This is a genomic window from Pseudomonas sp. EA_5y_Pfl2_R50 (genome assembly GCF_963970475.1).
In the GTDB taxonomy this organism is placed as follows: domain Bacteria; phylum Pseudomonadota; class Gammaproteobacteria; order Pseudomonadales; family Pseudomonadaceae; genus Aquipseudomonas.
Genome location: NZ_CAXAPT010000003.1, coordinates 157,413 through 171,205 on the forward strand (window position 1 = coordinate 157,413; position 13,793 = coordinate 171,205).

The following is a 13,793-nucleotide window of genomic DNA, read 5'->3' on the forward strand; positions in this document are numbered from 1 at the left end:
ACCCGGTGCCGCGCCGCTTTTTTACTAAAGTACCGCGAATAGGCGAATGCCCAGCGGTTTGCCGATGTCGCCGCGCCAGATCGCTTCGACCTCATCGCCGCCAGCCGCCTGAGCCTGCTGCCATTGCAGGCCCAGGTTGCGTTGCTCCGGCAATTTCAAGTGCGCTTTGACGAAGTCGCTGAACGGTGCTTTGTCTGAAGTGAAGTGAAAGTGCGCGTACCACAGCGTTCGCGGCGCAGTGCTGCTGAGGTCGCGTATCTCGTACTCCTGCAGGAAGTCCTTGCGACCGTCGGGGCGCTTGCCCAAAGCACGCATGCCGCCGTCTTTGCGGATGTCGATCGCCTGTTGCTGCATCAGATAGTCCAGGTGACCTTCAGTCGGCGTCCGGCTGCGCAGGGATTGCTCGATGCGCAGCGCACGTCCCGCGGTTCGCAGTTCCTGAGCCTGGGCAGTCAATTGCAGCACCAGCGGATCACCGGGCGCCAGCTTCTCGATGGTGTCTGCGCGGGTGCTCAGTTCCAGGGCTTCACTGTGCAGCATGTGTTCCAGGTCCACGGGCAGCATGTCCTGGCGTGCGTAGCCCATGACTTTACTGCGGTAGGCCGTCACGTTGGCGAGTCGTTTTCGTGCTTCGTTGAGCAAGGGCTTAACGTTAGTCTGCGCGACAGGCGTGGCGACCGTCGGTTCGGGGTGCAGCAGATATTTGCCGCCCGAGCGCGGCAGCCAGGTCTCCCGGTAACCGTCGAGGCCCTCGATGGTGAAGCGGGTTTGCCGCGTGACGGCGTCGATGCTCTGGGTGCCGATCAGCCATTGGTTGTCTTCGGTTTCGAACAATTGCCTGCTGCCGGCATCTTTGGGTTTGATCGCAGGGCGATGCTTGATCGCCTGCCGCGCATGGGCTTCCATCCTGCCCAGGTCGTCGAGAAAAGGAGCGATCTGTTGCAGGTCCAGGTGCTGCGGGTAACCGAGTGTCCAGGCCTGCAACTGGCGTCGGAACCCGGTGTACGTCTCCAGACAGTCTTCAAGGACCCGGTTGCGTTGTACCAGGCTGGCCTGAACGTCGGGCAGGTAGTGCTGGGTCAGCAGTGCGCGCCCGACCTTGGAGCGGGCCTTTTTTATTTGCACTTGAAAGTAGAACCAGGATGGATCGTCAACGGCACCGTAATGGGTGATGAGTTGCAGGGTATGGCTGGTTTTCAGGTAGTCGGCAGCGGCTTCGTTCAGATACTCGTTCAATGCGGCCATGTTGGCTGACATCGCGGCTCTCTGTCTCCGGTTGCTGACGCGGCTATTCCACAGGTTGGCCTGTTCGGTGCTGGCGTGCAGGTGATCGAACTCCTTGAGGAACTGCTTGCGCACCTCTTTGCGTTGAGTCACCAGTGCAAGATGGGTAGCGGTATCGTTGTACGGTGCCGCATTGGATTTGGCGATCAGTTCCTCGATCGTGTTCAGATATTCGAGCAGCCTGGCCCGTGACACGTTGATACGTTGAATGGTGCGGTCGGTTACGACCCAGGCACAGCGGCTTTGCAGGTCTTCGATCTGCACGCGCTTTCTTCCGTGGCTCAGGGACCACAGCTCGCCGAGGTGCTGATACATGCTCTGGGCGGTCTCGATGTCAGTGGCACATGCCGCATCGACCTGGGCCTGCAGTGGCTTGCGCTCTGCAATCGTCAGTTGCTGGTAGCGTTCCAGCAGCTGACCGGAGCTGCGAGTCTGGCTGTCCAGGCGCCGGGTGCTGGCGTCGATGGAGCGGTTCAGCGTCAGTTGTCGGCGCAATTGACGATCAACCCACCAGCGCGGCAACAACGCTCGAATGGCAGCAGGCCACAGCGGGTCGAGACCATCGGCCATGTGGCCAAGCACCGCGCCACCGCCGACGCCACCCCCGGCAAAGATGGTGCCATACACCGCGTAATGGCTGTTCCACTGGCCGGCTTCATCAAGGGCGATGGGCTGTTTGTAGGTGCGTGTGCTCGTTGCACTCAGACGCCACTGCGACGGATTCTGGCTCAATTCGACCCGGTAGACGCGTCCATGACTGATGATGAAGTCGCCATCGGAATGTCGGTAGACATTGCGATAAATCCCTTCGCTGCCGGGTTGCAGGCCCGCGAGGGAGATCGACCGTTCGTACTCATAACCACGAAAGCGCTCCAAGGAATAACGAGCCCGCTGCGGTGTGATGATCACCAGACTGGCCGTACTGTTGGCCAGTCTTTGTGCCTGACGCAAACGGGTGAGGCCGCGCGCGCTGCTGCGCCCGGCGGTGTGGATGCCAGCGGCGCCGACACCGGGCAGGACATCCATAGCGGCATCAATCAGCGACAGCAACACCGCTTCCACCTCGGCCAGACCGTGCCCGACATCGCCACGCAGGAACGCCGCAACGGCCAGATTGGCGCTGTCCCAGGCGTCATAAAGCGCGATGGCACTGCCAATGAAGGGCATCATCCCCAGAGCCATTTTCAGGTAGTTGAACAGTGCGCCGGATTGCAGCGCGACGTTCTCCAGATACAGTGCGTCGTTGGAGCGAGAGGTGGCGCGATGGGTTTGCAGCAGTCGGCCCATGTGCACGTTGAGCAAGTGCGCCGCCAGTGAGGTGCCGGCCGGCCAGGCCTTGCCCGTACCGATGAGAGTGTCGAAGTTTTTCAGCAGTGCCTGATTGATCCGGCTGACATGCCGGGCGAATTCGCCGGTCACCGCGCGTCCGGCCAGATAAGCAGGCATGGCGGTTTGCAGGCACAGGTTGTACAAGGCCATGCGCGCTTCTTCGAGGCTGTCGAACTGGCGCAGAAATACGCCGTCCGGGCTGTCAGGCAGATACAGCAATGTCTGCTGGCTGATCTGCTCCTCAATGAAGGTGATGCCCGCCAGCGTGCTCGGACCTTGCCCGTCAGTGTCTACGCCGCCGACGCTCAGGTGCGCCGGCAGCAACACGATGCGCCGGCGTTTCGCTGTCTCTGCGGAGCGAGCGCCGGTATCGATGGCGAGTTCGAGTATCTCCTGGCCGTCAGCCTTGATGTCACCGCGCAACACGGCGAACTCGCCTTGTAGTTTGAGCATCAGCCGCCACGGCTCGCTCAGGCATTCGCGGCGATATTCATTGCTGAAAGTCGCTTCACCCGGCGGGCCGAAAAACGCCTGACGGATCTGCGCTTCATACTTACCGGCCAGGTCCTGCTCGGCCACCACTGTTCGCAGCCAAGGCTGAGTGATCGCGTTTTTGACCTTTTGACATTCCGCTTCGACCTCGCCGCTGACCTCGACCTGCATGAATGACAGTCGCCACCACATCGCCTGGTCGATGTTGCCTTGCAGCAGGTCGGCGAGCGTCAGCTTGCTCCGTTGCGCACTGGCGATCAGCCTGTTGCGCTGAGGCGAACCGGGCGCTGCGCCAGTCATGACTTCCTTGCGCCAGGAAGTGGTATCGGGAATGTCGAGCGTCACCTCGACATTGCGGGTCAGGCCGAACGCCTGTTGCAGAAAGGCGAAAATCGCTTTGCGGCTGAATTCCTCACGGGGCGGCAGTTCGCGTTCGAGCAATTGGTGAGAAGGCGTCATCGCTTTGAGGTAGGCCGTGAGCAGGTGCCTGATGGCCTGGCGTCCGGTGTCGGGCAATGCGCTCAACCATGACGGCAGATGGCTCGCCAGCGCAGCGCTGTGGTTTTGTTCGACGAGATGCGCGTAGGCCAGATCCCGTGATGGGGCGCCAGGCAGGGTCAGGCGAGCGAGGGTCTGTTCACGCAACGCCTCCAGTGCCGAGCTGCGCTGAACGGTGTGAGAGGGCACAGGGTTGGCGCGCAATATCTGGCTGGCCTGCTCGACGCAGGTGTAGAGCTGCATTTGCAGGCCGTACTCCAACGGATTGGCGCTGAGCGCGAGGATCTGCAACAGGTGGGTTTTGTCGTCAGGCGAAATCTTCAGTAACGTCGTTTCCAGCGCCTGGCGCGAAGCGAATCGCTGCAGACCGCCAAAGCGCCCTGGCCAGTAGAGCAGCACACTCTGCTCCGACGCTGGCAGCAATGCCGAGGGATGGCTGAACAGCAGAACGCCGTGCAGTTCCTGTGTTTGTGTGCTGGACACGTTCCCTTCGCTGACGGTCGCCGCCAGCAGCAGCCGGGCCACGACGATATCGTCCGGACGCGGTTGGTCAGGAGCATCCAGTACGGAGGTCAGCCATCGCTGTTCTTCGCCGCTGATCTGTCCGAGCGTCGCCTGCAGGTCGGCCTCGGCCCGCAGACCTTGCAGACGTGCCTGATACAGCGCGGTGTAATGCGGGTTGCTCCGATGACGCAGTTCGAGCAGATGCTGGTCGCTGTCGCTATTGAGCAACTGCGTGGCGGCGGCGCTGCAGGCCTGTTCGGCTGTTGCGAGGGCGTCCAGTTGTTGTTTCAGGCGTTGCAGTCGCGGCTCGCTGCGCTCGCCTTGAAAGTCGCTGCCGAGAAGGTCTTCCAGGGCACGCTGCTGCCGGCTCAGGGCAGCCAGTCGCAGCCCCAGCGGAATGTCGGGACTGAGTTGGGCGAAAGGGGGGAAGTCTTCGTTGCTGTCGATTGACGGCAGCGTGGGTGGGCGGGATAACGCCGTTTCGCCGCGTTGCCGATCTGCCGGGAGGCGCTTGAGCTGTGCCAGCATCGCCTCGGCCCCTTTCGTGAGTGGCGTGGCGTCGACGGCGATGTATTCAACGCTGATACCGGAGGACTCAAGTCGTGGCTGGCCGAGCAATTGCGGCTGCTGGCGGATCAGCCAGTCCTGCAAGGCGTTTCGATCCTGGAAGCAGCTCCAGGCGACGGCGGACGAGGGCAGATACAGCAAGTGCGGGACCGATTTGCTGGTGCCCAAAGTCATGACCAATGCGCCGGGCAGTTCGACGCTCGGTTGATCTGCGCCGAGCAGCCGCAGCCGCTGGGCAGACACCTTGCTGTTCGCTTGCGCTGTCGGGTTGATCAGCGCCTGCAGTGCCTGGAACTGTTCACCGCTCAGCGTGCCGTCGGCAAGCGCCCATTGACTCGACACCTCGAAATGTTGCCGGTACAGGCTGATGGCGTGGGCCTTGCGGGTCAGCGGGGTGCCACGGGCGCGGCCTGTCCACCATGGCTCGTCGAGCGCTGACGCCGGCGCTTGGGCCATGAGGTCGAGCCACTGATCGTGGCAGTCGCTCCAGCGCGTCGTACTGCTGAGCAACAGGTTGTGATCAAGGTTGGGCAACAGCGGCGCAACGAGGCCGAAATCTGTCGGCAGGCGCGTGAGTTCGTCAAACATGACGATAAGTCTCCAGAGGTCGGGAAAGCCGGATAACCCGGCTTTCGCGCCATTAGAGGCGAGTGCTGGCGGGGGCGGGTGGTACATAGTTATCGCATGGCCGCGATGACCGCTCGGCAGGCTTCATCAAACTGTCACGCAACTGTGGCAGCGCGCTTGAACAAACATCATCAGACTCGCGCTCTACTGGGGTTCTGCGTTTCGGTGTTTCTTCATGCGTTTATTTTTTCTGTTGGCCGCGCTGTTGTTCGGCCTGCCGTCGATGGCGGCTTCGCGTTGCGATGTCAATGTACCGACCGAACGGGTCGATCTGGAGCAGGTGAGCCTGGCCTACCAGAGCATCGGTCGCGCCTCCGACCCGGCGCTGTTGCTGGTGATGGGGCTCGGCGGGCAACTGATCCACTGGCCGGATGAGGTGGTGGTGGCGCTGTGTCAGCAGGGTTTCCGGGTGATTCGTTACGACAACCGCGACGTCGGTCTGTCCACTTGGCGTCAGGCGCCGGTGGAGGCCAACCTCACCTTTGAAGTGTTGCGCTACAAGCTCGGTTTGCCGGTATCGGCGCCTTACAGCCTGACGGACATGGCCGATGATGCGCTGGGGCTGATGGACGCGCTGCACGTCGAGCAGTTTCACGTACTGGGCGCGAGCATGGGCGGGATGATCGCCCAGCACATGGCGGCGATGGCGCCGCAACGGGTCGAGAGCCTGACGTTGATCATGACCACTTCCGGCGCCGAAGGCTTGCCGGCGCCGAGCGCGGCACTGGTGCAACTGTTGTCGCGGCGTGGTGCGCCGAATCGTCAGGTGGCGCTGGAGCAACAGGCCGATTTGCTGGCGGCGCTGGGCAGCCCGTCGGTCACCGATGATCGAGAGGCATTGCTGCAGCAGGCAGCGCAATCCTATGACCGTGCGTTCAACCCCGAAGGCGTCAAGCGGCAGATCATGGCGATCCTTGCCGAACCGAGTCGCGTGGCACTGCTCAACCAACTGCGGGTGCCGACGCTGGTGGTGCATGGCACGGCCGATCCGTTGCTGCCGGTGATGCACGGCGTACACCTCGCCGCGCACATTCGCGGTAGCCAGTTGAAGCTGATCCCGGGTTTGGCCCATCGTTTTCAAGAGGCGTTCAAGGCGCCGTTGCTGGCAGCCGTTTTGCCCTATCTGCAGCAGCATCGTGAAGACACCTCGCATTGGGCGCAGATAGAGCCGGTGACGGGGGCGAAAGTGCTGTGATGTTTACGGTCGCCAAAGGCATTGATCAAGGCCAATGCGCAGCCCCTTTTCAGGGGCTGCGCGGCTGACCGGCTAACCGTTGCTGAGTTGCCGGACGGTCAGGTTGTGCAGGAAAAAGTCATTGCCGATATCACCCGGTTGAAGGTTGTGCACGTGAAACACCGCCGAACGGTCGGTGGCGGTAAACACCCCGCGCAGGAGAATCCAGTCAGAGAATTTGGGAATTTCCCGGTGCTGTGTTTCCAGCATGTAGCTGACCCCCAGGGATAACGATGGATTGACGTCATAGCCGTTGACCGCAGTGTTGTAGACGCCACACAGGAACTCGTATTGCGCGCCGACGACCAGGTCGAATCGTTTGCTGAGAATGATTCCCCAATTCTTGATCTTCAGTGGCGTGCTAATCCAGAACAGCAGATTGGGTGGCGTGCCGACCAGCTGATAGCTTCGCCCGCCTTCCCCGATTGCCCAGCCATTGAAGTTGCCGTTGTGGAAACTGGTCACTTCATAGAAGTCCGGTTGCACGGTCACGCTCCATACCGGGGACACCTGTTTGCCGTCAGCGGTCTGCGCCGTCAGGTTGTGCCGACCGTTGCCGACTGAAACGTCGGCTCTCCAGATCCCGTCGACATCGACCTCAACCGACCTTAAAAACACCTGACCGTTGAACAGACGAATCGTGGAGTAGGGTGTTGCGCTGCCCACCAGACTGGGCATGGTGTCGTCGCACGTACCGCCGTTGCGCACTGGTCCGGTAATGCCACCCTGATTGTCGATCAATTGGGTAATCACCGGGCGGGCCAGCATTTCGGTCTTGATGGTCAGTTCACGCATCGGGAAGAACGTATCCGCGCCGCCCCGGTCGCTGAAGTTGGCCACCGACAGGCCGAACACTTGTGTGCCGTCCTTGAACAGTTTGAGTTGCGCGCGAGCAATCACACCGCTCAGTCCACTGCTGACGTGGTTGGCGGTGATGACCCCGTCGAACAGGCTGATGACGAATTCGCTGCCATCCTCCTTCTGGCCGCTCAGGGCTACGCGCATCCGAGTGCCGACGGCGATGAACAGCCAGGGCACCAGCGACCAGTGCGCGTCGCCCCGGAAGTTGTTGAGGTTGAATACTCTGTGATCCGGCGCCTCGGCAATGCTCATGCGCGGATAGTTGATCTGCGGGTTGGCAACGGGTGTGACGTCATACCGGGCAACGCCGGAGGTCTGATCCTGGATACCTTCCTGCGTCACCACATACCAGAACGACATGTAAGTGCCGATGTTGGCGGGAATGGCAGTCGGCGGCAGGTTGAACAGCAGCGTACCGCTGGCGCTGCCTTGCAAGGTCGTCAGCGCCGGGCTGCCGAAACCGTCGCGGCCCTTGGCGAACAGGGTCACGCGGTGCGAGGGGGCCATCCCGCCGTAACGGACACTCACCGTGGCGTTTTTCAGGGTGTCGAGCGGATTGACGCGATTGCCCGCAGACGTCTGCATCAGCTCGGGCGCAGGCAACAGAAGCGCCTTGGCACCAATGCGCAAAGCCAGCTCGGGCGCGGTCAGAGGCAGCGCGCGTGGGCGCTCGATGTACCAGTCGACAAAGACGACGCGATTGAGCAGCGGCTGGATGAGTTCCAGGGCCAGACGGAACTCGATGTCCTTGCCGACATTGCCGGCGCCGACCGGCAGCGAATCGAAAAACACGGGGTGATCCTGCGGGTCGAGAGAGTTACCCAGCCTCCAGACTTCCAGGTGCACCGTATCGCCGATCTGCGTATGCGCGGCGGCGCGACAAAGGGCCGGTGCGCCGAACGGGATGTCCTTGGGGTCGAGTACGCCCATTGAACTCTTGTCTACTTCGACTGCCGACAGAACGTCCTCGGTCCGGCCGATCCGCAATTGTCTGGTGAACGATCGCAGCGCTTGATCATGGTCGTCACCGGTGACCTGGTAGTCGATGGCGATGGAGCCATTGGGGTAGCTGGCAAAATGTGCTGTTTCGATATTGAACGGCACCACGACTCCCACGCCGGGAATGTCCATCGAGCGCGTGACCGCACGCTCATAGGTCTGCAAACGAGTCGTGCCGCCAGCGCTGGTGCTCAGGCAGGTGAGAGTCACCGTATCGCCGATGGCAATGCCCTCGATACCGGGGCCGGCGTAGATCACCGTGCTTTCGAGCTCGGGAGCAAATACGGCGCCACGGGCTTCTGGCGCGGTAGGGGCGGGCGCGCGGTATTGTTCGCCGATCAGTCGTGGCGAGTAGGGATACGACGGTGTGCGAATCTCGCTGCCCGAGACCATACGGATACGCTGATAACTCAGGTCGAGTGTCGTCGGGGCCAGTTTTTTCACCCGTGCAAAAGGCACCCTGAACGTCACGACGCCGGCCTTGTAGTCCAGAGGCCCAAAGACTTCGCGATACCCGCTCGCCACGTCTTCAACGCTCAGCTCCACTTTGTCACCGACGATGGCGTCCGCGCGCCGCACCAGTACGTCAACCTCCATGGGCGCACCCGCCAGATCATCCACCGCCAGAATGTCGTCGACACTCTTCGGCACAGAAGGGGCTTCCAGGTAAGAGGTATCGGGATCGAGTCTGCCCGCGCCGACTTTCGAGGGCAGACTGATGTTGTGCACCTGATCAGTGATCCGGTAACTCACCAGTAACGGGTCGGCATGGCCGATCAGCTTGAGCGTCGCGGCATTGACCGTCAGCACAATGTCCTGGCCGATCTCTTCAGGCTTGATGGTGTAGTTGATCACCTGACCGGCAATGTTCAACTCGAGCTCGTCACCGGCAGTCATGACGGGCCAGAAAGGAATGATGAAGTCGACCCCGGCTTCGACCATGTCCTTGTCGATCAGCGCTGGAAAACGTGGTGCCTCCAGTGGTATCCGTTCGCGACTGTTGCCGCTGGGGTCAAGGCTGTCGGGAAAGGTCGGTTTGAACCACACGGTGATTCTGTTTGAAGGCTCCGGCGTCGAGCCGCTGACCCGTTCGACGGTGTACCACATCGAGTAGATGCCAGGCCCATCCAAGAGGTTGAGGGCAATGCTGCCGACGATGTTCTGATTGTCATGATTGACGGGCACCACCAGCGTCTTGATCAGCGTGCCGGGCTCGTCCGGATCGGGGCTTTCGTTCGGCGCCAGGCGTTTGCCCCGGTACAGACGCACGGTGTCAGACGCCTCCATCAGCAAATAGGACGGAATCAATACCCACCAACCCATCCCGGTTCCCGCCGTTTCATCGGCGCCGACGCCAAACAGTGCCTGGGGAAAATCGACTGAGTGCCAGCCAGGGATCAGGATGGGAAACAGCTTGAGCGCCCCGTTTTCCGTGAACAGCCCGGCTGACTTGATATCAACGAACGGATCGACCCGTTGTTGCGGGCTTTCGGCTTGCAGCGCGGCGAGTTGTTCCGGGGTGTAGATGAACAGGGCAGTCATGGCGTTCTCCGAGTCGGCTGATGCGCGCAATCCGCCGGGGCACTGCGCGTCCCAGTCGATTGAGCTGCAAAAAACCGTGCGCCACCACTGTCAGAACTAACAGGTCGGAGGTGTTTCTGGACGAACGGTCGGGGCCGGTTTCGACGTTGGTCCGCGCGATCAGCCAGCACCTGGCCGAGTCCAAGGGCGGCACTGGCAACCGCGCAAAACCCGCCCCTGCAGGCGCGGCCGCAGGGACGTGCGGGATCAGCTGTGCAAGCGCACCCACACGCTGACCAGCACGGTGGCGGCCATCAGCCACGCGACGGCGGCCACCGCCAATGAGGCTTCCAGCCGCATCCGGTCGACCATCACATACAACGTCGCCAGATAGACGAAGTACGGAATGATCGACCACATGCCGAACACAATCGTGGTCTTCAGATCATCAATCGAACGGCCCTTGCCAACGATGTAATGTGCAATCAGCGCAAAGGTCGGAAACAGCGGCACCAGCCCTGCAATGTAATAGTTTCTGGTTTTCGACAGCGCCGCGAGGATCACCACCACCGCCGCGCCCAGCAAGGCTTTGAAAATCAGGTCCACGTCGTTCTCGCTTAATGGCTCAGGCCGTACTTTTTCACTTTGTCGAACAGGGTGGTCTTGGCCATGCCCAGCTCAAGACTCGCCTGGGTCAGATTGCCGCCGCTGCGTTGCAGGGCGTCGCTGAGCAGGTTGCGCTCGAAGGCTTCCACCGCTTCGGCAAACGCCAGGCCCTGGCCGCCGCTGCTGGCGCCCGATTTCTTGAACGCCGGCAAGCCCAGGGCGAAGCGTTCAGCGACGTTGCGCAGCTCACGGACATTACCCGGCCAGTCGTGGCTCATCAGGTTCGACAAGGTCTGGTTGTCCAGCTCCGGCAGCGCGCGGTCGAAGCGCAGCGCTGACTGCTGGGTGAAGTGTTCGAACAGTTGCAGGATGTCTTCGCGACGCTCGCGCAGGGGCGGCAGTTCGAGGGTCACCACGTTGAGGCGGTAGTACAAGTCGCTGCGGAACTCACCGGCCTTGCTCGATTCGTCGAGGTCGGATTTGGTCGCCGCGATCACCCGGCAGTCCACCGCCACGCTCTGGTTCGAGCCGAGACGTTCGAGGGTGCGTTCCTGCAACACCCGCAGCAGTTTGATCTGCAGCGGCAACGGCATGCTTTCCACTTCGTCGAGGAACAGCGTGCCGCCGTCGGCGTGTTCGATCTTGCCGATCCGGCGTTTGCCAGCGCCGGTGAAGGCGTTGGCTTCATGGCCGAAGATTTCGCTTTCGAAAAGGTTTTCCGGCAGGCCACCACAGTTCAGCGCGACGAACTGTTTACTGTGGCGCCGGCTGAAATCGTGCAGGCAACGGGCGACCAGTTCCTTGCCGGTTCCGGTTTCGCCTTCGATCAGCACGTTGGCCGAAGTGTCGGCGACATTGGCGATCAGTTCGCGCAGATTCTGCATCGCGGGCGAGCGTCCGATGATCCGTCCTTCAAGGGAATCGCGTTCGGCCAGTTGCCGGCGCAGCAATGAAACTTCGCGAGCAAGGCTGCGTTGCTCCAGCGCACGGCGGGCGACATCCACCAGACGTTCCGGCGAGAACGGCTTTTCCATGAAATCGTAAGCGCCTTTCTGCATTGCGCCGACCGCCATGGAGATGTCGCCGTGGCCGGTAATCAGCACCACCGGCAGGCTGCGGTCGCGCTGCTTGAGGCGGGTCAGCAGTTCCAGACCATCAATACCCGGCAGGCGGATGTCGCTGATGACGATGCCGGCAAAGTTGTCGCCGACTTTCTCCAGCGCCTCTTCGGCACTGCCGACGCCGACGCAGGGAATGTCTTCGAGGGTCAGCGCCTGTTGGCAGCCGAGCAGCACATGGGGGTCGTCTTCGACGATCAGCACACTGAGTTCGGGGTTCATATGGGCTCGACAGGTGGAGGGCTTACCAACGGTAAACTGAGGACGAAAGTGGTGCCGCCGCTGGCCGGGTGTTCGACACCCAGGTGCCCGCCCGTGGCGGCAGCGAGGCTGGCGGAGAGGGTCAGGCCGAGGCCCAGGCCTTGCTCGCCGGGTTTGGTGGTGAAGAACGGTTCGAACAGATGCTTGCGCGCCTCGGCGTCGACGCCGTGACCATTGTCACGTACACGCAGGCGATATTTGCCGTTGAATTGTTCGCCCTCCAGCCACAGTTCCGGCTGCGGTTTGGCCTGCATGGCGTCGAGGGCGTTGCCGATCAGGTTGACCAGAATCTGTTCGAGGCGGGTCTGGTCGATCTGCACCTGCACGTCGATAAATTGCCGATGCACGTTCAATGCTGAGGCTTCGACCCGGGCACCGAGCACTTGCAGCGCGGCATCGACCGCTTTGCCGAGGCTGGCTTGACCCTGATTGTCGCCGCGTCGGGCAAACGAGCGCAGGCTGGCGGTGATGCGGCCCATGCGATCGATCAGGTCGTTGATGGTCTTGAGGTTGGTGCTGGCGACATCGAGTTGGCCGCGCTCAAGGAAACGCACGGTGTTGCCGGAGAGCGTGCGCATCGCCGCCAGCGGTTGGTTCAGTTCGTGGGCAATGCTGGTCGACATCTGGCCGATGGCGGCGAGCTTGCCGGCCTGTACCAGTTCGTCCTGCGCGCGGCGCAAAGTTTCTTCGGCCTGACGGCGTTCGCGGATCTGACTCTTGAGGCGCTCGTTGCTGGCGCGCAGATCAGCGGTGCGTTCGGTAATCCGACGCTCCAGTTGACTGTTGGCTTCCTGCAAGGCTTCGCGGGCGGCCAGGCGGGTGGCGATGACCTTGCGCCGCTCGTTCCAGGCAATCAGCAGGAACGCCACCAAGGCAAAGGCCACGGCGACCAGAAACCCTTGGTTGATGGCTTCACGGCGCAAATCCTCCAGCGGCGTCAGCAGGGTGAAATTCCACGGTGTGTCGCTCAGCGGCCGGGTCTGCGCCAGATAACTGATGCTGTCGTCGTCGCTGCTCAGTTCGCTGTTGGCCGGGAAGGTCAGTTTCTCCACGCCCTCGGCGAGCGTTTCGCGGGCCAGCGGTTGCAGTTCGTTGAGCGGGAACCAGTAGTACTGCAGGCTGCGGGCGAGTTTTTCCTTGATCTCGTCCGTCAGCGGAATCACCGATTTCAGGCGGCGGGCCGGATCGCTGGAAAGAATGATGATGCCGTTTTCGTCACTGACAAAGGCTTCGAGGCGCGCCCGTTGCCAGCGTTCTTCCATGGCTTCCAGACGCACTTTGACCACGGCGACGCCAATGATCTTGCCGTGTTCCTCTAGCCCGTGGGCCAGGTAGTAGCCGGGCTCGCCGCTGGTGCTGCCGATCCCGTAGAAACGCCCGGGTTCGCCGCGCACGGCTTTCTGGAAATAAGCGCGAAAGGACAGGTCTTCCCCCAGGTAACTGTCGACATCGCGCCAGTTGCTGGTGGCCATCACGCGGCCGGTGGTGTCCATGACGTAGATGGCCCGACTGCGGCTGCGCCGGTTCAGGCCCTCAAGGTAAGCGTTGACCGTTTGCCGGTGCTCCGGCGTCGGGTCGGCCAGCAGTTGCGGGACACTGGTTTCCAGTTCCAGCAGGCTGGGCAGGTAGGTGTATTTGTTGATCTCGCTTTCGACCGCGCGGGCGTGCAGTTCCAGCTGACGCTGGCCGTTTTCGCCGAGGCTGCGGATGCCGAAATGTTCACTGGTCCAGAAGCCGATGTAACCCAGGCCGATCATCAGCACGATGATCAGTGGCGGCAGGAACAGATGTCGAATCAGACGGGGCTTCACGGCAAGTGATGGCGGCGCGGCGCGATAGAGATTGGGGTCGCATTTCATCACAGTTGCCTTGGGTCAACCACCACACTTGTT

Annotated in this window: 6 protein-coding genes; 1 reads left to right on the forward strand and 5 read right to left on the reverse strand. The window is 61.8% G+C overall.

Annotated features, from left to right (window positions below; all coding sequences use genetic code 11):
* Nucleotides 1-24 precede the first annotated feature (24 nt).
* Nucleotides 25-5,262: a dermonecrotic toxin domain-containing protein gene (locus AACY19_RS06665; RefSeq protein WP_339449154.1), complete on the reverse strand. Its 5,238-nt coding sequence runs from the start codon at nucleotides 5,260-5,262 to the stop codon at nucleotides 25-27.
* Nucleotides 5,263-5,476: 214 nt separating this feature from the next.
* Here AACY19_RS06665 and AACY19_RS06670 point away from each other — a divergent pair, with 214 nt between their 5' ends.
* The gene (locus tag AACY19_RS06670; protein WP_339449156.1) at nucleotides 5,477-6,496 is read left to right on the forward strand and encodes an alpha/beta fold hydrolase; all 1,020 of its coding nucleotides are present in this window, start codon (nucleotides 5,477-5,479) and stop codon (nucleotides 6,494-6,496) included.
* Nucleotides 6,497-6,568: 72 nt separating this feature from the next.
* On the opposite strand, the gene AACY19_RS06675 is transcribed toward AACY19_RS06670, so the two are convergent.
* From AACY19_RS06675 to AACY19_RS06690, 4 genes are all read right to left on the reverse strand, one after another.
* Complete coding sequence (locus tag AACY19_RS06675; RefSeq protein ID WP_339449158.1) at nucleotides 6,569-9,937, reverse strand: hypothetical protein; 3,369 nt, start codon at nucleotides 9,935-9,937, stop codon at nucleotides 6,569-6,571.
* Between the two features lie 246 nt (nucleotides 9,938-10,183).
* Nucleotides 10,184-10,513: a GlpM family protein gene (locus tag AACY19_RS06680; protein WP_339449615.1), complete on the reverse strand. Its 330-nt coding sequence runs from the start codon at nucleotides 10,511-10,513 to the stop codon at nucleotides 10,184-10,186.
* Nucleotides 10,514-10,533: 20 nt separating this feature from the next.
* Nucleotides 10,534-11,862: a sigma-54-dependent transcriptional regulator gene (locus AACY19_RS06685; RefSeq protein ID WP_339449159.1), complete on the reverse strand. Its 1,329-nt coding sequence runs from the start codon at nucleotides 11,860-11,862 to the stop codon at nucleotides 10,534-10,536.
* A complete protein-coding gene (locus AACY19_RS06690; RefSeq protein WP_339449160.1) occupies nucleotides 11,859-13,760 on the reverse strand; it encodes a sensor histidine kinase in 1,902 nt (633 codons plus the stop codon). Before AACY19_RS06690 ends, AACY19_RS06685 begins: the two co-directional genes overlap by 4 nt.
* Nucleotides 13,761-13,793 lie beyond the last annotated feature (33 nt).

What these genes read in the sequence shown, in the direction of transcription:
- AACY19_RS06675 (WP_339449158.1), bottom strand. Translation starts at nt 9,937, where the DNA reads ATGACTGCCCTGTTCATCTACACCCCGGAACAACTCGCCGCGCTGCAA.
- AACY19_RS06670 (WP_339449156.1), top strand. Translation starts at nt 5,477, where the DNA reads ATGCGTTTATTTTTTCTGTTGGCCGCGCTGTTGTTCGGCCTGCCGTCG.
- AACY19_RS06665 (WP_339449154.1), bottom strand. Translation starts at nt 5,262, where the DNA reads ATGTTTGACGAACTCACGCGCCTGCCGACAGATTTCGGCCTCGTTGCG.
- AACY19_RS06685 (WP_339449159.1), bottom strand. Translation starts at nt 11,862, where the DNA reads ATGAACCCCGAACTCAGTGTGCTGATCGTCGAAGACGACCCCCATGTG.
- AACY19_RS06690 (WP_339449160.1), bottom strand. Translation starts at nt 13,760, where the DNA reads ATGAAATGCGACCCCAATCTCTATCGCGCCGCGCCGCCATCACTTGCC.